19 protein-coding genes and 1 pseudogene are annotated in these 20,900 nt (G+C 58.0%); 10 read left to right on the forward strand and 10 right to left on the reverse strand.

Features of this window, described 5'->3' with window-relative positions:
- Window positions 1-29 precede the first annotated feature (29 nt).
- On the forward strand, window positions 30-1,328 hold the full coding sequence (ectB, locus tag P6U28_RS00630) for a diaminobutyrate--2-oxoglutarate transaminase (RefSeq protein ID WP_407121396.1): 1,299 nt from the start codon (window positions 30-32) through the stop codon (window positions 1,326-1,328).
- A 907-nt stretch (window positions 1,329-2,235) separates the two neighbouring features.
- On the opposite strand, the gene P6U28_RS00635 is transcribed toward ectB, so the two are convergent.
- The gene (locus tag P6U28_RS00635) at window positions 2,236-2,514 is read right to left on the reverse strand and encodes a helix-turn-helix domain-containing protein (protein ID WP_407121398.1); all 279 of its coding nucleotides are present in this window, start codon (window positions 2,512-2,514) and stop codon (window positions 2,236-2,238) included.
- Between the two features lie 895 nt (window positions 2,515-3,409).
- Here P6U28_RS00635 and P6U28_RS00640 point away from each other — a divergent pair.
- The 3 genes and pseudogenes from P6U28_RS00640 (at window position 3,410) to P6U28_RS00650 (ending at window position 6,098) form a co-directional block, all read left to right on the forward strand.
- Window positions 3,410-4,904, forward strand: a pseudogene (locus P6U28_RS00640) (porin).
- Window positions 4,905-5,502: 598 nt separating this feature from the next.
- Window positions 5,503-5,712, forward strand: a complete 210-nt coding sequence (locus tag P6U28_RS00645; RefSeq protein ID WP_407121400.1) for a hypothetical protein — start codon at window positions 5,503-5,505, stop codon at window positions 5,710-5,712.
- 188 nt (window positions 5,713-5,900) lie between these two features.
- A complete protein-coding gene (locus P6U28_RS00650) occupies window positions 5,901-6,098 on the forward strand; it encodes an RES domain-containing protein (protein WP_407123178.1) in 198 nt (65 codons plus the stop codon).
- A 113-nt stretch (window positions 6,099-6,211) separates the two neighbouring features.
- Here P6U28_RS00650 and P6U28_RS00655 read toward each other — a convergent pair whose 3' ends face one another.
- Genes P6U28_RS00655 through P6U28_RS00665 form a run of 3 tightly spaced genes read right to left on the reverse strand, consistent with a single transcriptional unit; the run spans window position 6,212 to window position 9,517 of the window.
- A complete protein-coding gene (locus P6U28_RS00655; protein ID WP_407121401.1) occupies window positions 6,212-6,676 on the reverse strand; it encodes a Mov34/MPN/PAD-1 family protein in 465 nt (154 codons plus the stop codon).
- The gene (locus tag P6U28_RS00660; protein ID WP_407121403.1) at window positions 6,673-8,361 is read right to left on the reverse strand and encodes a ThiF family adenylyltransferase; all 1,689 of its coding nucleotides are present in this window, start codon (window positions 8,359-8,361) and stop codon (window positions 6,673-6,675) included. Before P6U28_RS00660 ends, P6U28_RS00655 begins: the two co-directional genes overlap by 4 nt.
- Window positions 8,354-9,517: a CBASS cGAMP synthase gene (locus tag P6U28_RS00665; protein WP_407121405.1), complete on the reverse strand. Its 1,164-nt coding sequence runs from the start codon at window positions 9,515-9,517 to the stop codon at window positions 8,354-8,356. The genes P6U28_RS00660 and P6U28_RS00665 overlap by 8 nt, the downstream gene beginning before the upstream one ends.
- A 136-nt stretch (window positions 9,518-9,653) precedes the next feature.
- On the opposite strand from P6U28_RS00665, the gene P6U28_RS00670 reads away from it, so the two are divergent.
- On the forward strand, window positions 9,654-10,661 hold the full coding sequence (locus tag P6U28_RS00670; RefSeq protein ID WP_407121407.1) for a CBASS cGAMP-activated phospholipase: 1,008 nt from the start codon (window positions 9,654-9,656) through the stop codon (window positions 10,659-10,661).
- 46 nt (window positions 10,662-10,707) lie between these two features.
- On the opposite strand, the gene P6U28_RS00675 is transcribed toward P6U28_RS00670, so the two are convergent.
- The gene (locus tag P6U28_RS00675) at window positions 10,708-11,292 is read right to left on the reverse strand and encodes a hypothetical protein (RefSeq protein WP_407121409.1); all 585 of its coding nucleotides are present in this window, start codon (window positions 11,290-11,292) and stop codon (window positions 10,708-10,710) included.
- A gap of 23 nt (window positions 11,293-11,315) precedes the next feature.
- Between P6U28_RS00675 and P6U28_RS00680 the strand changes: the two genes are divergently transcribed.
- From P6U28_RS00680 to P6U28_RS00690, 3 genes are all read left to right on the forward strand, one after another.
- Window positions 11,316-11,756, forward strand: a complete 441-nt coding sequence (locus P6U28_RS00680; RefSeq protein ID WP_407121411.1) for a hypothetical protein — start codon at window positions 11,316-11,318, stop codon at window positions 11,754-11,756.
- A gap of 234 nt (window positions 11,757-11,990) precedes the next feature.
- Window positions 11,991-12,581 (forward strand): DUF6088 family protein, encoded by a 591-nt coding sequence (locus P6U28_RS00685; protein WP_081494606.1) that lies wholly within the window; start codon window positions 11,991-11,993, stop codon window positions 12,579-12,581.
- Complete coding sequence (locus P6U28_RS00690; RefSeq protein ID WP_407121412.1) at window positions 12,574-13,599, forward strand: nucleotidyl transferase AbiEii/AbiGii toxin family protein; 1,026 nt, start codon at window positions 12,574-12,576, stop codon at window positions 13,597-13,599. Before P6U28_RS00685 ends, P6U28_RS00690 begins: the two co-directional genes overlap by 8 nt.
- A 408-nt stretch (window positions 13,600-14,007) precedes the next feature.
- On the opposite strand, the gene P6U28_RS00695 is transcribed toward P6U28_RS00690, so the two are convergent.
- The 5 genes from P6U28_RS00695 to P6U28_RS00715 all read right to left on the reverse strand — a co-directional run bounded on the left by P6U28_RS00695 (window position 14,008) and on the right by P6U28_RS00715 (window position 18,712).
- A complete protein-coding gene (locus tag P6U28_RS00695) occupies window positions 14,008-14,322 on the reverse strand; it encodes a hypothetical protein (RefSeq protein WP_129145188.1) in 315 nt (104 codons plus the stop codon).
- On the reverse strand, window positions 14,319-15,425 hold the full coding sequence (locus P6U28_RS00700; protein WP_129145238.1) for an IS5 family transposase: 1,107 nt from the start codon (window positions 15,423-15,425) through the stop codon (window positions 14,319-14,321). The genes P6U28_RS00695 and P6U28_RS00700 overlap by 4 nt, the downstream gene beginning before the upstream one ends.
- Window positions 15,426-15,773: 348 nt before the next feature.
- Window positions 15,774-16,646 (reverse strand): isocitrate lyase/phosphoenolpyruvate mutase family protein, encoded by an 873-nt coding sequence (locus tag P6U28_RS00705; RefSeq protein WP_407121413.1) that lies wholly within the window; start codon window positions 16,644-16,646, stop codon window positions 15,774-15,776.
- An 11-nt stretch (window positions 16,647-16,657) separates the two neighbouring features.
- A complete protein-coding gene (locus P6U28_RS00710) occupies window positions 16,658-17,857 on the reverse strand; it encodes a pyridoxal phosphate-dependent aminotransferase (RefSeq protein ID WP_407121415.1) in 1,200 nt (399 codons plus the stop codon).
- Window positions 17,858-18,460: 603 nt separating this feature from the next.
- A complete protein-coding gene (locus P6U28_RS00715) occupies window positions 18,461-18,712 on the reverse strand; it encodes a DUF3551 domain-containing protein (RefSeq protein WP_407121417.1) in 252 nt (83 codons plus the stop codon).
- Between the two features lie 738 nt (window positions 18,713-19,450).
- On the opposite strand from P6U28_RS00715, the gene P6U28_RS00720 reads away from it, so the two are divergent.
- Together P6U28_RS00720 and P6U28_RS00725 are read left to right on the forward strand one after the other, a co-directional pair.
- Window positions 19,451-19,774, forward strand: coding sequence for a Kazal domain-containing protein (locus tag P6U28_RS00720; protein ID WP_407121419.1), 324 nt, complete (start codon window positions 19,451-19,453; stop codon window positions 19,772-19,774).
- Window positions 19,775-19,886: 112 nt separating this feature from the next.
- Window positions 19,887-20,582 (forward strand): hypothetical protein, encoded by a 696-nt coding sequence (locus P6U28_RS00725; RefSeq protein ID WP_407121421.1) that lies wholly within the window; start codon window positions 19,887-19,889, stop codon window positions 20,580-20,582.
- The last annotated feature ends 318 nt before the right edge of the window (window positions 20,583-20,900 follow it).

Genomic DNA, 20,900 nt, shown 5'->3' on the forward strand with positions numbered 1-20,900 from the left:
TGAACCGCTTATTTACGAAGGAGATAACTATGGCTGGAGCGATTGGCGATTCACGTCATTTGCAGACCTTGGAAGCATTGGAATCGAACGTCCGCCTATACTCGCGTTCGTTCCCAGCCTTGTTCAGTCGTGCGCGCGGCTCCATTATGCTATCGGAGGGGGGCCATAAGGTCATTGATTTCCTCTCTGGTGCTGGAGCCTTGAACTACGGGCACAACAATCACCAAATCAGAGCCGCCATTACAGAGTATCTGGCATCGGATGCTGTGGTCCATGGACTTGACATGGCCACTCCTGCAAAGCTCGAGTTTATGGAGACTTTCAGCTCTATCATTCTTCAAGAGCGGGGCCTGAAATACCGATTCCAATTCACGGGACCAACAGGTGCTAATGCAATTGAGGCAGCTTTAAAACTCTCACGCAAAGTCACGGGGCGCCAAAATATCGTTTCATTCACGCATGCATATCACGGTCTGAGCTTAGGAGCGGTTGCTGCGACCGGTAGTCGTTTTCATCGCACGGCCAGCGGAGTCTCGTTATCAGGCATAACTTTCATGCCCTATGACGGCTATTTTGGGCAGGCTATTGATACGGCTGAGTATATGCGGAAAGTACTGCTGGACAGTAACAGCGGCATTGATGCTCCGGCGGCCGTTCTCGTTGAATCTATACAGGGAGAAGGGGGTATAAACGCAGCAAGCAAGGAATGGCTGCAATCAGTTCAAGCCATAGCAAAAGATGCTGGTGCTCTTTTCATAGTCGACGATATCCAGATGGGCTGTGGTCGCACGGGCGAATTCTTTAGCTTCGAGTTCGCGGGGTTGTCGCCAGATATCGTCGTAATGTCGAAATCGCTCAGTGGGTACGGTCTGCCATTGTCAATGTTGCTGATCAAAGAGGAGATCGATGCATGGGAGCCCGGAGAGCACACGAGTACCTTCCGAGGTAATAACCTTGCGCTTGTATCTGCAACCGCAGCTATCAATATCTATTGGCGCAGTCGGACTTTCTCGGAGGGTGTTCAACGGTTGTCAGACCTTGTTCGGCGCCGACTTGAGGCCATCTCATTCAAGCACGGAAACAGGTTTGCCGTTCGGGGGCGAGGTCTGGCGTTAGGCTTTGATTGCCAGATGGCCGAAATCGCCGAAGTGACCTCGCGTAAAGCGTTTGACAAGGGATTGATTGTCGAACGATGTGGACCTGATGATCAGGTTCTAAAAGTATTTCCTGCGCTCACGATTGACTCTGATACACTAAGTCAAGGTCTTGAGATATTCGAGGAATCCTTGGCCGAAACACTAACAAGCTCGAAGTTATCGGACGTCTAGAACGCGTGCGGCCGCCGACGGATTGCTACCTCTTCAGCATCTTTGCTTCGTCGCCGCTTTGGGCGATCGCCGTCGCAGATAGATTCCGCTGCGGCGATAGCCACCGAACAGGCCGCAGGCTACTTTGCGGCCTGTAGATACGAACCGCCTCCACCGCGGGTTGCCCGAACCCAGGGCCGAAGTTCGGCACAAAGGCTACGAGGAACTTTGGACATGCGGCTCGTTCCAGAAATGGACGGGACGACGCCCTCGCGAGCCGTGCGGAACCAAACTTCGTGATCGACCAGTGGTGCCGAAGTCGTTCGCCGTCTCGATGTTTCGCCGAGCGACGCTGCCGCGGCGCAGCACGCTGATCCGCGCGAGCTCCCATGCGGCGTCACAGAAGAATTTGTAGCAGTCGTGGCTCAAGACGACAGTCAGCGTTCTGTAATCTGGTCTGTTAGAAACGTGCGACCACGTAAAGTATGGGATCGGGACCAGCCCGCCGCGCCGGAAGCTAGATCGAATTCACGTGATGCGGATTTGCTGCGAAGCATCTGATAGCAACGCATCGGCAAATATAATCTAGAGCTTCCAATGCCCACCCGAGGGGATCGGGCAGCTCGTCTTCTTGAGCGCGCGGCTTGCCCCGGCTGCTAGTGAATCCTCGCCTCAATTGGCCTGGTGATGTTGGCCTAGGACCATCTTGCTGCGTCGAACGGCCTCACACCCGTGGAATTACACTGCCTAAGACCAAATTGCTGAGGGGCATTCTTGAGAGCGCCCGAGGCCTCGGAGCGTTTGTTCCGCGTGAACGTTCTATCTGGTTGCTTGGTTAGCTTATGGCTCGGCAACTTGCACCACGCTCAAGTAGGCATCGCGTTCCGTTGCAGACTTCTGTGCCACAAAGTGATTCTACGTGAGGAGTCTATTTGGTATCGCGTGGGCGCTTCGGCTTGCGGCCTTTGGGCAAGGTTTTCGGAACTATCGCCCCCTGGTCTGGCTGAACAACCAAGTCAGACAGGGGAACACCTAACGTATCGGCGATACGCTCTAGAAGATCAATCGTCGGGTTCGCTTTTCCCAGCTCCAGACCGCTCATATAGGAGTTGTCGATGCCTGCATCGTAAGCGAGTTGCTCTTGCGGAATCCCGCGATCCACGCGGATCCGGCGCACATTCCAGCCTACCAGCGCACGAGCTCTCATGCGCTAAAACAGCCATTTGTTAGGGCCTTAAAACACGGTATAAAACCCAACTATTACAGTAACTTTGTTCTTGATACAGGTGAGCGGAGCCTGCGGTTGGCGGCTGGATTGTCGCGCATCTTGATTGGGCAAATGGCGACGCCGCCTCGCTTGAGAAGCCCCAGATCCTCCGAACAGAGTTATCTCTAATTCAGGGGCGTCCATCGCATTAGTTGATGCCTGTCACCTAACCATTGCGTCCCGACGTTAGTGCGTCGGCGAAACGAGCGCGGTCGTGGGGACAAAGACATGGCATTTTCAACTCACTGCATTGGCTTACATCGTTGCGACTTTGCGCAAGGTAAGCCGACGGCCGGCATTGTTAGTCCTCATCGAATTGCGAGCGCGCCGATAAAGGGTCGTGCGAGCGTACCTCGTACACGCCGCACGGTCAGTTCATGCGCGCGCGCACCTCGTTTCTTAGCCGTGTATGTGCGGCGTACTGAGCTGAGGGAACGCGAGCATTCCGTAGCCTGCAGAGGACGTTCTGCGCGCAGCGAGTTGCTGACTGTGCCCAGTCACGCTGAGAACGAGCGGCCTTGTGTGGAGCGCCCGCTTCTCATTGGCTTAGCCTTGCGCGCGCCAGGGGCGAACACCGATATCGACGGGTTTGTATTTTCCTACGTGAGAAACATAGGGGTCTATGTTTGCGTACTTTTGAGCGGAGAACTTCAGTGCTGAAAGACATCTTCGGACTAAGATCGGATGGGCCAACCCTCTATTCGATAATATCTTTCCGGTCGTTGCATCGCCGTCGCGAGGGGCGTCGGGCCTGTTGACTAGAGTGGCCGAGAGCAAGCCACCCTCTGTCGTGATTGAGGCGAGCGCTGAAGAGCCCCGACTCTATTCGAACACGATTGTTAAGAAGGTCGTGCTGGCATCAGCGGCAGGCGTGATCGCGTCGGGCGGGGCGCAGGCGGCCGATTTTCCCGTCAAAGCCAAAGCGATCGAGTACGTGAAGGTGTGCTCCACCTATGGTGCCGGATTCTATTACATCCCGGGCACGGACACCTGCATCAAGCTGGGTGGTTTCGTTCGCGCCGACGTGATGCTGGGCAGCAATAGTTTTGTTCTGAATCCGGTTTCCGGTGTCGGTGCTGCGCACAACCGCCTGAGCAATGCCTACACCGCTCGGTCTCGCGCAGACCTCAACATCGACACGCGTACAGCAAGCGAATATGGCGTGGTCCGCACCTTCTTCGAGGGAAACTTTACCTGGAAGACGGGTTCGACGAGTGCGGCCGGATCGGGCGCAATAGCGTATTCCGGCGATGGGGTCGGGCTCGGAACGCTTAGCATCTGGTATGCCTTCATCCAATTCGCGGGCTTTACGATGGGAAAGGCGGTCTCCCAGTTCAGCGCTCCTTGGACCAACTATCCGGCCAACAACTTCTTCGATGGTCTGCCGGGCGGCGGTGGCGATGCCTCGGGTGTCAACCAGTTCAGCTATACTGCTGACTTCGGCCAGGGGATTACGGCGACGGTTTCTGCGCAGGATCCAACGGCCTATTACCAGACCAATATCTGGAATACGGCGAATGCCACGGCCGCCGGCATCGTGACGGGTGCTTACGGGTCGCAGAGTTACGGCGGCACCGTGGCTCCCGATATTGTCGGCATGATGCGGATCGACCAGGCTTGGGGTCTCTTCCAGGCATCGGCCGCGGCGCACAACAACCATGCGGCGTACTATGGTGGGAGTGAAGTCACAGGACACGCCGACGATAAGTGGGGCTGGGCCGGTCAGCTGGCGCTATCGATCAAGAATATTCCGACCGGCCCGGGGGACACGATCAATTTGCAGGCGGCTTACACCAAGGGTGCCAGCAGCTTTAGCATCCAGGAAAACATCCCGACCGCGTGGGCGATGTACGGGGGCGGGTGCGTATCAGAGCCTCGGTTTCGCTGGCGTTGCTGATGCCATCTATTCCGGCTCGACGTCGGCAACTAGCACGGCTTTTCAGCTGACCACGACGTACGGCTTCAACGGTGGTTACATTCATAACTGGGATCCCTATTGGAACACTGCGGTTTACGGCGGGTGGGCCGCTATTCGCTACACCGATGCGGCCAAGACTCAGATTTGCGGCAGCGCTGGCATGGCGGCACTCGGGTTGACAGGTGTTTGCAACCCCGACTTCAATATTGCTGCGGTTGGCACGGTTACGCGCTGGACGCCGGTCAGAAACCTGACGTTCTCCGCGGATCTGTTCGCCACATTCCTTGATCAGAAATATTCTGGCACTATCGCGGCGCCGGCGGTCGCGGCAGTCGCCAAACCTGCTGCAGTGTATGAACTCAAGAACCAGAGCGCGTTCAGTATGCTGCTGCGCGTCCAGCGCAATTGGTAGGTCGTCGCTTCGACGGGCGGAAATATGCTCCAGAAGAGTTCGCGAGGTTCGAGGCGGCCGTCCTCGATCGGCTGGCCAGCTCGGTGCTAACATCATTGGGAAGGCGGCCGGCGCGCGTCGGCCGCCTTCCAAGCTGAATACGAGGGTCGATTCCTTTCACCGGCTCCAAAGCAATTTCCTCAATGAAAGCAGGATATTGCATCCGTTTTTTGGGCCGGATTTTGTTGCTCGCTCTCGATTTTCATACAACCACCGTACCGAGCCCAAAGGCGGCGTGACGCGGCGCTCCGCGCGCCAATCCTGGCTGGGCGGATCGGGCTTTTTTGGTCTCTACCCGGCAGTCCAACGCCGGCGTGGACCACTAAAGCAAGATTAACGCGCTTAGTCGCCGAATTCGCCGTTGACGCTGCGCACTCCTCTCAACGCAGAGCTCTGGTCACTCGCCGTAGCTGAAGACTGCCTGCAAAAACGAAATCTAAGAAGGTGGATAAAGGTTCTTCGCGCCCTTGTGCAAAACGGCGCCGACAGTTGCCCGGGCTTGCCCCCATCGAGCCCTCCATCGCACGCTGGCCCCGCGCAACATTTCCCAACCGGACCATTGGCTCAGCTGGTCAAGGGTATCTTAGAGCGCATCAGTGAAATGGCGAGCGCGCTCGGGGCCTATGAGGCGCTTCTTGCAGTACTCATCCTCACCGGCATCGTCGCGTTGCAATGCGCGAACGCGATAACGTTGCGGCCGATCTTCAGCTTGATCGCCCTCGGTGCGGTCCTGCCACTCGTTGCTCGGCTCATAAAGTCGCGAGATTGATCTCACCGTCATAGAGAACTACCGGCAGTACGGGGTTTTTGACGAAACCGACCTGCGCTGCGCATTCTGGTCTGGGCGTCCCGCAGATGGCGTCAGGCCCTCGCGTGGCCTGGCCCTCGAGGAGTCGCGTCGCCAATGAGTTTCAAGACAGACACTACGTCACGATCGAGATTGCTTCTTCCTTGAATATGGTTGACTTGCGTGGCGACGGTGCTGTCCGTATGGGAGTTCCGACACATGTTGCGCGGGCCTCAAGGCAAACGCTGGCGCGACATTGGTCGCTCGCCTGGCACGAACATCCGTCCGGGCCAGACGGCATCGTCTATCCGTCACGGTTAAACGGCCAAACGAACCTCGCAAACTTCGACCGCGCGGTGCCAAAATGAAAGCTATCGGAGTGCAGCCTCTGAGCGGCGTGGCCGGCCTGGCGACTGTGCTGGACGACCTTATGGTCGAGTTGGCCCCTTGAGCCGATCAACAATCAAGACTGCAGTGGCGGTCATTCGTCGTCGGGCGGAACGATCGACATCCTTGTCAATATTCTTCCGGCGCCAAGGCCCGCCCACCAGCCATCGCCGCCTCTGATGAGGAAGACCGAGCTCCCGGCGAGGTTGTTCCGCGTGACCTCTCGCCACGTCTTGAGATCGATCCCGGATGGCGTCGACGAAAATCCGGGATGCGTATGCCACTCACCAACGAACGTATGAGTGCGCCCGCTCTCGGTCCATCGCCTCTTGGCGAGACCCTGATGCCCGGGATCGTCTCGATCAAACCGAAGTTGTGCACGGCGGTCGCGCCGCAGAGGCTCCGAACATTCGGTGATTTCGATGTGGGGACCTCTGTAGCAGCCGATCAGAATCCCTCCAGCCTCTGTCGCATTCTCGGGAACGCGTAAGTAGCGTTCTATCCTCATCATCACCTGGTTGTGGACGACGACGAGCCGCATGCCAGCGCGGAAGATCATTGAGCCCGTGTTTGGCAAGCGGGGCACTCTGGAGCGGGTGTGAGGTTCATATCTTTGATCTGGAAGCTGCGGTCGGGATCGAGCACACGCGTTCGGTAGCGATGCCTTGGATCGCCGCTATTCCATGCGAGAACGAGGTCGAGCGCCAAGGCCGCCGCCGACATCGATGCCGAGACTGGGAACGGTGCATAGAGCCCGTCTCCGCAGGCCGGATTGCGTCGCAGCTCGTTATCGGAGTCTGGACGCATGACCCGGTAGCGCGGCTCGCCAGCAAGCTTGGGCTTACGGCATTTGAAGCACCCGTGCTCCGGTCCGTCGCAGAGCAAAACCTGAGCCGCACCGCCGTTGCCGACGATCCAGGCGTGAAGAACTGGCGGATAGTTCGGTCGCTGCGACACGGCATGATGGTTCAAGGCGATGGAGAACGGTTCCTCACCCGTTGCGTCGATGACCAGGTCACCCGACAATGACTTCAGGATTGCTGTCGCGTCCACAGGACGGCTGTCGACCGCAAGGTGCGGAAGCTGTTCGCGAATGTACTCGGCACAACCGCCCGCCTTGTTCTGGCCGAGAAATGAGATTCCGAGAATATGCCGCCCTAGATTGGCCGGCGATAATCTGTCGGAGTCAATCAGCGTGAGGCATCCTCCTAGCGACCCGGCGCCGCTTTGCGCGAGATTGTAGGCGAGAAAGCCGCCGATGGTCCCGCAACCGATCAGAACAATGTTCTTTCCGGCGAGGCTCGGCACAATCCCAAGATTGCGCTGGTAGAGGAAGCGTTCATCGATTGGAGAACCCAGATGGCGTTCGACCGCCACATCCTCGGTGCGGTCGAGCAGGAGCTTGGGCAGGGCCGACTTCCGGGATTTCATGAATTCGGGGCGATCAAATCGTTTGGGGATCTGGATCTCGGCGAGACAGATGGCATTTGGTGCGCAGATCGCGATCCAACGCGTCAGACCGGTGCCCAGCTCCAGCGCGAGCTTCAATTCGTGTGCTACGCCAATCCTGTCGAGGAATGCGGCAAGGCCTCGAAGATTGCGGGGCAGGGCTCCGCCTCGATCTGCGCCAAGATCGCGGTCCACGCGCACGATCCGGCAGGGGGCTGTTTCCGGAGTGGCCTTAGTGCCGCGGTTAGCCGCATGTAGTGCCTTGAGGGAAGGGGCGAGGCCATCCTTCGGTGCCAGCACCAGCTTGTCTTTAGCCGTCCGCGACAGCCCGACATAGAATATCTCACCGTCGCCTCGAAAACCCTCTGGCAGATCCACCAGGATTGAAGGCCCGGCGGCCCAGTACTGGCTGAATTCGTCGACATAGTCGAGATCGGAGCGGCCACGAAGCCCGTCGCCCAGAACCTTCTCCGCAAGCTTTAGACATTGCAGAACGGTCCCGCCGGGATCGTACCGATCCAACACCATGGCGCTTTTTGCGACATAGCAGACCATGTCGTCCGGCCCGAGCAAATGTGGCGTTCGCTTACCTTCCGCTTTGCCGCGCGAGAGCAGTTTGATGACCGGCGGATCGACGAAATCAAGGTCAGGCACCTCGATCGACACCTCGGCCTCCAGACCATGCCGTTCGATCCGGCCGACGTAGTATGAATGCGCGCTCTGGCTCCAATCCTTCTTGAAGCCTTCCTGTCTTAGTGCCGCATCGATGGTTCGGAGGACCTCCTGCTCATCCACTGGTCGACCGTCCCACAGACGGCGCCGGCGAGATGATGGCCGGTGCAGCTACAACAGCCGCAGCCGCAGCGGCGTGAGCTTTGACAAGATCGGGACGATTGGGAATTCGCTCGCCAAAGATGGCTTTCAGATGGTCCACGGCGACCTCTGGCAGGTAGCAATGGTTGATCGCGTCATCGAGCTGCTCGTGCATCGCGTTGGCAGCCTTGATGGCCTGCTGACGTTGCTCGCGGGTCCAGGATGACCCGAGAACTTCAGCGGTGTCGGCCGGATTGAGAATCTCACCGGCGAACATATCGGCCAGGCGCGAAGTCACCTCGAGGAGCGCGAGATCATCGCGGCGCGGGAGACTCAGATGGCCAACGTCCTCGAATGCGTAGAAGGCGCAGACCATCAGTATGATCGACGAGATATGTTCAAGTTTGTGATAATCCCGCCAGGCCTTCAGGTAGCGGCATTCGCGCCGCAAGAGTTCGCCATAGAAATCGACGGCATTGAGAAACCAGTCATGAATCTTTCGCGGGTCGGACTGCTTCCAGTTGTCCTTGCGGTGCGCGAGCAGAACCTTGTCGGAATCGACCTGATCCCAGCGGTCGATCCGCATCTTCCGCGAACCCATAAAGTCGATGTTGTCTTCGGAATCGGCAATAGCCCGGTCCATCGCAGCCTTAGTCAGCCTGCCAAACTGGTCGTCGGGAATGGCATACAAGGGGACGTCAACGTGGAGGCAATCGTCGATGATGACCCGCGCGCAGGTGTCCTTCTCCTCGAAGCCCTTCCACTTCTCGCGCTTGATCAGTACCTTCAGGGCGGCGTCGATAATGTCGAAGTAGAGTTTCGCCGCTTCGGCGGGGCCGTTGCCCTTGACGAATGTCATCGGCAGATAGAGGCCGTCGTCAACGTCAATCTGCTGCGGCGGCATCCATGCGCGCCGATTGAGCAGTTTGTACGCCTCGCTGCCCTGCGTGAAGAAGCGCGGCGTGATCTGTCTTCCGAACTGCCGTTTCGTCTCGCTCGCGATCACCGTCCTGAGATGGTCGCGGATCTTTCGCTTGGCGTTTTGTAGCTTGTCCTGTTCGTCAGCTAGCAGCTCGAGCTTGGCAAGAAGATCGACGCCCCCTTGGGCGCCGTGAAGCAGCTTATCGACGTTTGCCACAGTGGTACCTTTCTGGTTACAGGTCGCTCGCCACCGACGGTTCGGCGATCCGGGCGTCGGGGACGGCTTGCATCCAGCGGCACGAATCGATGGCTACATTATAGAATAGCGCTTTTGGGGGGCTTTGGAGAACGAATTGACAACAGAATCCACAAAAAAGAAGCCGTTTCAGATACTTGCGCTCAGCGGGGGCGGGTACCTCGGGCTGTACGCTGCCGAGATCCTTGCCCGCCTGGAGGAAAGGGCTGGCAGACCCATTGGAAGCTGTTTTGATTTGATCGCTGGCACTTCCGTCGGTGGGATCCTCGCAGCGGGCGTTTCGCTGGATGTGCCGGCTGCCCGGATGCGAGACCTCTTCATCGAACGGGGTCGGGACATCTTTTCGGGCCGGCCGCGGCCGAAGTTCGGCTGGATCGACGCGGGGCGGTCAGTGCTTGGTCCGAAATACGATGGCGAAGCCTTGCGGAGCGTTGTTTCCGAAATTATTGGCGACCAAACGATGCTGGCTGCCTGCAAGCACCGCTTGATCATCCCCGCGGTCAACATGACGAAGGGGAGTGTCCAGATGTTCAAGACGGGTCATCATCCGGATTTCACGCTCGATCCCAAGCGGCGATTGGTCGACGTGGTCATGGCGACCAGCGCCGCGCCGACCTACTTCCCACTGGCGGAGGTTGGCGCTGCGCACTATGCCGACGGCGGTCTCGTCGCCAATGCCCCTGACCAATGTGCCCTGCACGAGGCAACGCACTTTCTGAATCAAGATGTGTGTCAGATCTCGATCCTCAGCATCGGCACCACTTCGACCGGATTTTCCCTCAAGCGATCCCTCGGTCGCGATCTCGGCAGCGCGAAATGGATGATGCGAGGCCGGCTATTGAGAACGATCGTTTCCTCACAGCAGCAGCTCGTCGATTACATGCTGCGCCACCAACTGGGCGAACGCTATCTGCGAATCGATGCCACCCAATCGGAAGAGCAGCAGGCAGATTTGGCCCTGGATGTTGCTGACGCGAACGCTCAAGGCACGTTGCTTGGCTTGGCGGAAGGTAGCTTCCAGAAGGTGTCTGCTGATCCTGCACTTCAAAAATTTCTGACTCACAAGCCCGATTCGCCCGACTTTCCCGGCGTGACCTCGGCTTAGATTGAACGGCGAACGCTCTAAAGTCGGTACCTGGAAGACCAAGTTCTCATAGGCGTTTCTTGAGCTGGATCGATCCCTTGGTATTGCGATCGGTCCAGTAATGACCGCTCATCTTCTTCGGCGGCGTACCGATGACGCGGTAGCGGAATGCGCCATAGTGGATTTCGGTCTGCGTGCCGCGGGCGAGAATGTCGGGGTCGCTCTGGTAAACGCCAATCACTTCATAGACACCGTCATTGTGACGGATCAGCCGTCCAGCAAGCTGAAAGGATCTATTTGTGTTGGGCTCTTCGCCTGTCACCAATCGAACCGATAACGATGTGTAGGTTTGCGTAATCGTGGCGGTGCCGGTGATCGTCTTGTTCTCTCGGCCACTCTGTTCGGCGTAGGAGGACAATAATTCAGCGCCCCACTCGCCGGAGAGGTCGGGTGTCTTGTGAAAAAGCCGGAACGGCCAGTGCCGCCACAATACCCGGTCGAAGGCCGTCAAGAGGCCGGTGACGACCGCGACCGTGACCGAAAATGGCTTGGCGTAGTCCCAGGATAGGTCTACTCCGAAGTACAGGAGTGAAATTGCCCAGACCGCTGCCGCAACGATGATGATAACTGAGATCGAAAAGCCTGAAGGCATGTCCGAAGCAAATGTCTGAGGAAATGGATATCGAAGCGCTGCTTCGGAAAGTACATTCTGAAGGCCTTCCTCGCTACCCTTTGCTGGTCGTGTTCTTCACCGGAAGCGAAGAGCCGCCGGATTGTGTTTCGATGCTTCGCGTTCCGATGCTGAGTGGAGGCTTTGTCTTTGGCGAGGACTTTGGCAGCCGGGTTCGGCAAGCAATGGCGGATAACGAGAGCGCCCACGATGGAGCGGTTGCGTTCGGCCGATCGAGGAAGTCCAGCTCCTATAAGTGCGCGGGCTGGTCTTACCGCATTGTCGCGACAACAGCATCTGGTGCGGCAGAGGCAAACAGGGGTGCGGCTTACAACAGCGCAATTTCATTGTCGCTGAGCCGCGGTGTCGATCTCGTCTGCCTGTTTTCCCGGGATCTGGAGATCTTCGTGGGTGGGAGGCGGGCAACCCTCGTTGAAGGTCGGTAGTTCATATCATATGGGAAGCGATTGCGGTTGCTCCGCCGCTAACCAGGCCGTCTGAATACGGATCCAGCCCAGCACGTTGGACGGGGAGGGCAGGAACCACCTTTTTGTCTCCAAAAAAGGTTCGAATCGGCCGCAATCGCGTAAATGCTTGATTTGGCAACGAAACCTTTTTGAAATCTAGCTCTTGTAGGGTGTCAGAAGTCCTCCTATGTTTCTGACACTGGAGTGAGAGCAATGACCGCCCTTAGCACCCGGATTTTGGAAGTCACCAAAGAACTGCCCGAAGGCGCGCCGATTGCTGCCAAGGCGCTTTTGCACCTTGGAAAGCGTGCTGCTGTCGATCAGGCCCTTTCGCGTCTTGCCGAGCGAGGAAAGCTCCTGCGCGCGAGGCGAGGGGTGTATCTGCGTCCGGTCGAAAGCCGTTTCGGGGTTAGAGCTCCGTCGGTCGAAAAAGTCGTTGAGGAAACCAAGGCTCGCAGCGGTGAGACCATTGTTTCCAGCGGCGCGGCGGCGGCCAACCATCTTGGTTTGACAACGCAGGTACCTGTCCGTCAGGTTTACCTGACCTCTGGTCCTTCTCGCGAGCTCCACCTTGGCAAGCAAGTTGTCCAGCTCAAGCATGCGCCGCTTTGGCAGCTTACGCTGGCGAACCGTCGTGCTGGTGAGGTGGTGCGTGCGCTTGCCTGGGTTGGTCCCAAGACGGCAGAACGAGCATTGCGGTCGGTCAGTCAGAAACTGACACCAACCGAAGTGAGGGAACTTAAGTCCGCGGCGTCTTCATTGCCGACTTGGCTTGCCAGGCCGGTAAGCGAACTACATGTCTGACAGGTTCCTAAATCTGTCTGACGCCGAGCGCCGAGAGGCGCTCGGCGTTGCTGCTTCCAATTCAGGACGTCCGGCACATCTCCTTGAGAAAGATGTCTGGGTTGTTTGGTGCTTGAACGCACTCTTTTCCTCTCCACTGGGAGAGCACCTCGTTTTCAAGGGCGGAACGTCTCTTTCCAAGGCGTACGGCGCAATCCGCCGCTTCTCAGAGGACGTCGACCTTACCTACGATATTCGGGCGATAGCCCCTGATCTCGTGAAAACAAGCGAGAGCAATCCCGTCCCTCAGACCCGAAGCCAGGGCAAAAAATGGAGCGACCAGGTCCGAGAGCGACTTCCAGTTTGGGTGAAAGAAAAGGCGCTTCCCGTTATCAATCAGTGTCTGGAAAACGACAAGCTGAGTGCAAAGGCGGAAGCCGCTGATGACAAAATCTTCGTCCGATACGCTCCCTTGGAGACAGGCAATGGCTATGTGAGCCCCGCCGTCATGCTTGAATTCGGCGCAAGATCCACCGGCGAGCCGAGCGAGCTTCACGACGTGGTTTGCGACGCCGCCCAGTATCTTGAAACTCTCGAGTTTCCCACTGCCCGGCCGAAAACCATGAAAGCGGAGCGCACCTTCTGGGAGAAGGCGACCGCCATCCATGTTTTTTGTGTCCAGGGCAAGCTGCGAGGCGAGCGTTTTGCTCGCCACTGGTACGATCTCGTGAGGCTGGATGACGCGGGGATCGCGGACGCCGCATTAAAAGACCGAGAACTGGCTAACACGGTGGCAGGGCATAAAACATGGTTCTTCTCTGAAAAGGACCGTGCCGGTACGACGATTGACTATCACAAGGTAGTCAATGGTGCATTGAAGCTCGTCCCTCAAGGCGAAGCGCGAGCCGTTTTGGAACAGGACTATCAACACATGGTCGACGACGGCCTCTTGCTGGATGAGCCAGAGACCTTTGAGACGCTAATGCAACGGTGTGCGGACATCGAACGCCGAGCGAACGGACTAGGCTTGAAAATCTAGAGATGGGCGGAGCTCATGCGCTGAGCTCGATCAGTTATCGTGCAGATCACCTAAACCGCGACGAAAACTCCGCTTACAGCTCGTACTCGAGCGAGACGGTGCTGGATTGGCGGCTCTGGATTCCGGGGCTGCCGCCGCAGCAACACTCAACAGATTAGAAGTGCTTGCCGCAGAGGGACTTCACGAGAGACCCTGAGGCGTGTGCCGCCGTCGTTGGGCAGGTTGAACCCGCCTGTGCCGCCTCTCTCCCGGCTCCAACAGGAGCATGAAGCCGTAGCCGGCGACGAGCTAAAGGGAATTTCACCCGAACAGTTGCGGATTGGGCAGACCAGCCGGATTCAATCCCCGCAGCAGTTTATTAAATTCGTTGGCGATAAGCCGTTGATCGAAGTGACGGAGAATGACGGTCTAACAGGCTGTTGAAGAAGTAGCCAATCGGCGGGCGATGAAGGGAATGTCGTCGCCGCCTTCGAGGCATATCTCACCTTCAAGCGAGCCATCGGCGAGCTCTTCTGCCCAACCACGGCCTCTTGCGGGCTCCATCTCGTCGCTGCCGTCCCACGTGAACTCCACGGCATCGCCTTCGCAGCGGCCATATATTGCCCCCGTGAGGCAATCCAGGGCGAACTCGCCGCCTTCGGCTGCGAACAGGATGTAAGAACCCGCCCCGGCCATGTCGTGATCGGGCGTTTCCACCACACGCCATTTGCCCCGCACGCTCATGGCTGCACCACCAGCAGCTTGGGCAGACGGATCAGATTGTAGGCCGCGAGCGCCAACGTAAAGGCGGCGTCCACGCGCTCGCGCCCCCGTAGCTTCACCTTGGCCAGACCGGCGGAACTCTTGATCCACCCGAACACCTCCTCAATCCGTTTGCGGCAGCGTTGGCTAATCTCGTATCCGGCGTGGCGGGTGGTGCGGGCGTCGACCGCCGTCCTGCGCGGGGTACCGGTCTTGCTGAGGTGTCCGTCGATCGCGATGTGCGGCGTTACCGATCGTTCTCTCAAGTCGTGGACGAACTGCGTGACGTCATAGGCCTTGTCCGCGCCGAGCGTGATCCGCCGGCCTGTGCGATCACGCCGATCGATCAACGCCAGCGCAGTCTCTCGTTCGGCCGTGCCGGTGGCCTGGCTGACGGCACCGCCGACCGCCAGACCATGGCGGTTCTCCATCAGAGCATGCCCCATGTAACAGAGCTTGGCCGGCCGCCCATCCCCCTTCTTGTAGAGCCGAGCCTCCGGGTCGGTCGTACTTTGGTGCGTCTCGTTTGAACGCTTCTCCTTGTGGAAGCTACGCTCAGCGTTGCGTCCCGGACCCTCGCTGTCGTTGTCGTCTCCGTCCTTTCTGCGGAAGCTCTTGATCGAAGCCCACGCCTCAATCAGCGTGCCGTCGACCGAGAAGTGATCGCTCGACAACAGCCGCTTCACCTTCGGCTGAGCCAGCACCGCCGAAAGGAACTTGACGGCGATCTCACCCTCTAACAGCCGGTCGCGATTCTTGGAGAAGGTCGAGTGGTCCCACACCGGATCGTCCACGCCCAGACCGACAAACCAGCGGAATAGCAGGTCAAATTCCAGCCGCTCCATCAATTGTCGTTCCGAGCGAATGCCGTAGAAGGCCTGCAGCAGCATCGCCCGAAGCAGCCTCTCCGGTGCAATCGAGGGCCGGCCAAAGTCCGTGTAAAGCCCCGCAAACGCCTTCGATAGATCGCCCAGCGCAGCGTTCACAATCTCCCGGATCGTCCGTAAGGGATGGTCCGGACGAACCCGCGCTTCAAGATCCACATAACTGAACAGCGATCCAGACCGCTCGTCCGATCCTCGCATCCCGGCCTCCCGATTCAATCATCGAGAGAATCACGTCCAATTCCGTCCCGCCAGAGACTTCTTCAACAGCCTGCTAAGCTATGTCGATTGGTGGCACGACGCGTCATTTCCGGCGAGATAAACTCCAAAACTGCCAACCGGGATATCGGCCCGCGAAGCCGCTGCATGCTGAAAAATCTGCGCATCCGACGCGGTACAGGTATTCCGACTCAAGGACCTTCGTTTGCGCGGCTAGACGGAGAAGTCTCGCGTCCCGTTCGACAACGAATTGAAAAGGCGTCCGAGAAGTTCAATTAGGCGATGGCTGGACAAGCATACGTGAGTTGCGGAGGAATCAAAGCACAGCGTTCAGCGAAGGAAGCGGGCTTCAGCGGCCTTGACCTCGCGCATCTTCTGGAGCCTGAAAATCTCCTCCACCGGCAGAATATCCTTGTGGACGTTCTGGACGCCACCGTCAGCAATGATCCGGCGGAAAGTCTCCTGCATGGCAGTTGCAGCAGCGCGGATGCCGTAATTGCCATAGATCATCATACACACATTGCCCAGCGCCTTGACCCGTTCGGCGTCGAGATCCGGATAGGCGTTCGGCACGATCACGAGCGGCACCGGTCCGGTCCAGGCGCGCGAAAAGCTTTCGATCTCGGAGGGATCCCGCTTTTTCGAATGGATCAGGATCATGTCGGCGCCGGCGTCCACATAGGCGTGGGCGCGCTGCAGAGCTTCCGCTTCGCCGAGGCCTGCGATCAAGGCCTCGGTGCGGGCGATGACGAGGAAATCCGGGTCCTGTCTCGTGGTGACGGCAGCCTCGATCTTGCCCTGGAACTCCTCAATGCGCAGCAGCTCCTGGCGCCCATCGGCCGCGAGGCTCGTAACCTTTGGAAAGGTCTTGTCCTCGATGACGACGGCGCTGGCGCCGGCGCGCTCATATTCGCCGATAGCATGGATGATATTGATTGCGTTGCCGTAGCCCGTGTCGATGTCCGCGATGATTGGCAGCGTCGTTCGGCCGGCAATCGCCCACAGCGTATCCAGATGCTGCGTCATCGAGATCAGGCTCATATCCGCCAGGCCGTAAAGCGCCGACAGCTCGAAGCCGGAGGCCCACAGGCCATCAAATCCGGCTTCTTCGGCGAGAATCGCTGAAAGAGGACTATGGGCAGCCATGATGTGGAGGAGGCTGGTTCCGGATAGGCGCATACGGAGGCATTTGGCCGGGGGCATCGGCAGGTCTTTCAGGACAGGCCCGCGCAGGCGGCGATGATGCGGTCACAGGCGCGGGTGAGGTCCGCAAGTGAGGAGGCATATGAAATACGGATATAGGGTGAGGCCATAAAGCCGCTGCCGGGCACGACGGCCACGGCGAATGCGTCGAGCAAATACATGGCAAAATCGGCGTCGGTTTCGATCACCTTGCCGCCGGGCGTGCGCTTGCCAATGACTCCGGCGCAGGAGGGAAAAACGTAAAATGCTCCGTCCGGCACCCGGCACGATAAGCCGTCGGCCTGGTTCAGCTTGCTGATCACGAGGTCGCGGCGCTCCAGAAAGGCGCGCACGAATTCATCGATATGGTCCCGTCCCCCAGACAATGCCTCATTGGCGGCGTATTGCGAAATCGAGCTGGTGTGCGACGACGTCTGGCCTTGGATGAGGTTCATGGCCTCAATCAATGGGAGGGGTCCCGCACCGTAACCGACGCGCCATCCAGTCATTGCATCGGCCTTGGACACGCCGTTGACGGTCAAAGTGCGACCATAGAGGTCGGGCGCGACGGCGGCCATGGTCGCAAAGTCGGCGTCATAGGTGAGCTTTTCATAAATGTCGTCCGACAGCACATAGATTTGCGCATGCCGCCGCAGCACCGCGGCGAGCGCAAGCAACTCGCTTCGGCTGTAGACTGCACCGGTTGGGTTGCACGGCGAATTCAGCATCAACCACTTAGTTTGCGGTGTGATCGCAGCCTCCAGCGCCTCGGGACGGAGCTTGAAACCATCGAGCTCATCGCAGGCGACAAGAACCGGCTTGCCGCCGGCGAGCGCCACCATATCAGGATAGGAGACCCAGCACGGTGTCGGGATCACAACCTCGTCGCCCGGATCGAGGCTGGCAAAGAGCGCGTTGAACACAACCTGCTTGGCACCGCAGCCGACCGTGATCTGGTCCAGAGCGTAATCGAGCCCGTGGTCACAGCTGAAGCTCTCGCGGATCGCTTGACGTAACGGCTTGATCCCGGCGACCGCGGTGTACTTCGTCCGGCCGCCGCGGATTGCCCGGATGCCGGCTTCGCAAACAGCGGCTGGCGTGTCGAAATCCCGTTCGCCCTGACTGAGCGTAATGACATCGATGCCTTGCTCGCGCAGCTCGGCGGCACGTGCTGTCATGGCTTTGGTTTCAGAGGGGCGGATGGCGCGGAGGCGCTCTGCAATGAGAGACAAGATAGAGGACCTGCGGACTTGGAAGGACAAATTCCTTGCAGTCGGACTTGGAAGGACAAATTCCTTGCAGTTCCTACCCGCTCACAAACAGTCTAACCAATCGCACAATCATGTTTTTGTATGAAACAATCGAAAGTGGCGATGCTTAGTTGTCGTCTCCGCCGGGCCGAGTGGGATAGGACTGCAAACCAATACAAGCACGGGTCAATGCGAGCTTCGACCGCAGAGGACGGCAGGACGTTAAGGGTAACCGCAGCATGCTCATGCGAAGTGACGTCCGGCTCACCATAGGAAAGGATCGTCACGTCGGGACGATATTTGGCCGAGATAAATTTCTAGCGTCGCGAGGGATGAGCAGGAAAGTTCTGCCTCGACCTGAAATGCGGCACAAAGCGCAGGGCTCGGATCTGATTCAACAGATGCGGGGAGAAGCGATGATGTAGAATGAGTGCCGATCGAACGAAAGCCCGTGCCGGGCTCATCCAGGATAGACGAAACGGTCCGGTTCAGGGGGCCCGCTGGCGCGAGAACCCGAGCGGATGGCCTGAGCTGAGCCTGATCTTCGATTTGTCGACGATCAGCGACCTTGGCCCATTAGCGCTGTTACCATCGGTGTTGCGCGAAAGCGTAAAATGGGTTGAGATGACAATAGCCGCCTGCACCAGATGCTGTGGCCATGCACTGTTCATAGGTGGAGAACTGGCAAGTGCCAGGATATCCCCAGGGACGCCCTTTCAGACAATAAATGTCTTGTATGGCAGGCAGCGCGTATTCCGCACGACGTCGGGCATCGGCGGTTGATAAGCCGGCCAGGGCGCAAACTGCGATCGCAATTGTGAACTGAAGGTAGCGCATGGACGCCTCCGTCCCAGAAGCTTGTTACCTACAACTTTATTGAAGCTCAAACCGTCCGAATTGTACATTCACGCGTTGGTCAAGTCCGAATGTCCGGCCGCGTCCGCCCGCCGCAGATCGCTTTAGGACCGCGCGTTCCATTCGACTAAAGGCCAAAGGCGAGCAGGCTCGAGCGGAGCGAGAAGCCGCAATCAGTGGTGCGAGGTCGGCAAAAGCATCAATGATTGGACGGCATGAGAGAAGAGAGAGGATCAGTTGTTTGAGATGCTGGCGGGTTAGTTGTGCGCCTAAGGCCAAGGACTATGCATCATTCCAGATGCGCGCGGGAAGATGACGCATTTTTCCCGCTCCGTTCCAGTCCGCTGCGCAGGTATACCGCGTCATGGCCGCTACGCTTACGTTGAGCTAATGAGGGGCGTTCTGGTTCTACCCAAATAGGAGCTTCGTCTATTCTACAGCGGAGACAGGATCGCCCCGTCGCAAACGCGGCCCGCCAGTTGGCGCCGAGCCTGCGGGTGTTCGAAATTTGCGAAAAGTTCAAAAACGGACATGACAAACACCAGGTAGTTGTCGTATGCTCCCACTACTTGAGAGTTGGCTGCTTCCTTACTCGTGGTCATTGCCTTTAGGCAAAAACTTGTTCTGATCTTCTCGCGCATAACAGCCAAATTGGTGAGCGCTCTCCACTTATAAGTGGGTGGGCGGAGTTTTTCTGTTCATTGCCATGGAGCGTCGCAGATGTCTTTCAAAACAGTACCTTTCTTCGTGTTGTTCCTCGCAGTCGCTTTTGGTGCGCCCGCTTCCTCGCAAGCTGCAAAAGTCGGTGAGGCGTGCGGCGGCTTCGGCGGAATCAAATGTGACCGCGGACTTTGGTGCGATCCAACGCCAGGCCAATGTGGCTTTGCTGATTCTTCAGGCGTTTGCGTCAAGGTCGGCCAGTTTTGTCCGCAATCGCATGCAAAATCGGTGATCCCAGTGTGCGGTTGTGACGGAAAAACTTACAACAACGATTGCGAGCGGCAGAAGAAGCGCGTCGGCAAGAAGAACGACGGAAGCTGTTGATGCGGATCGGCCTCTCATCAAGGAGGCGTGTCCGCCTTGGTAACCCTCAGGTTTGCGTGCCGTACGTGGCCGCGATTGCTGTCACGAAAATTCTTCTCTGGTAGGAGGCAAGATGATTTCAGCAAAGATATTCAGTGCATGTAGTGCACTTCTAATTGTTGGAGCGGCTAATTGTGCCGTGGCCGCCGATCTTCGTATCTACCGCCCCGATGGCAGTTTGCAATGCAACCAAGGTAAGGCCCGTACTCTCGATCAAGACAAAGCCGTGCTGGAAAGTCTCGGAGCTCACATTATTAGCCAAGAAAAGAGGCAGTTGCCGTTCAAGATCATCCAACTGTGCGGGGCTCCCACGGGGCAGGCCAACACCTACGTGATCAGCCAGGCCGATTGGGAAAAGATCCGGCGCGGTTTTGTTGGTCCGGCGGAGTTCGGACTATGGATATTCGAATCAAAGACTGCGGTTGTCTACAAATATGACGGCACTATCCTTTGTGCCGAAGGCAGTGGAATCAAGCTTGACGAGATGGCCAACGAACTCACACGCGCCGGAATTGCGATTGTCAGTCAAAAGAAAGCCACTGACGGTTTGATGCACATACAGTTGTGCGGCTCGATCACCGGGAGCGTCAATGCCTACCAGATTGCGTCTTCGGACCTTCAAAAAGCGCTGGACCTCGGCTTCTCCTATTTGATCACGCCTCAAACAGCGCCGTCCATCGTCGGCGAACAGGGTTCCAAGAAAAAGGCGCTTGCTGCATCTGCCGCGCGAAGCGCAAGTTGGCCTTTGCCTTGGCCGTTCCCGTGGTAGGTGCGTCCACTCTGATCTGCAAGTATCATTGAGGGAGAGAGCAATGTTCATTCGTCCTAGGTTGGCCCTAATCTTCGCAATCAGCATGTTTAGCGTTGGCTTGGCGTCTGCTGAGCAGCACGCCGATAGATTGTCGCGCATCAGGATCGCTCAGGAGAAACCCGCTTGCCCGCAGATCATACATTGCGGAACCAAGAATGGGGTGGTCAAAGAGTATCCCACCCGCTGCGCCGCAGAGGAAGATGGAGCGACGAATATCGCGCCCAAGACCGGTCCCACGTGCCCAGCGGCGCAATAGAAAAAGGACGGGCAATCGTG

This window comes from Bradyrhizobium sp. STM 3561 (genome assembly GCF_045571455.1).
Lineage (GTDB): Bacteria > Pseudomonadota > Alphaproteobacteria > Rhizobiales > Xanthobacteraceae > Bradyrhizobium > Bradyrhizobium vignae.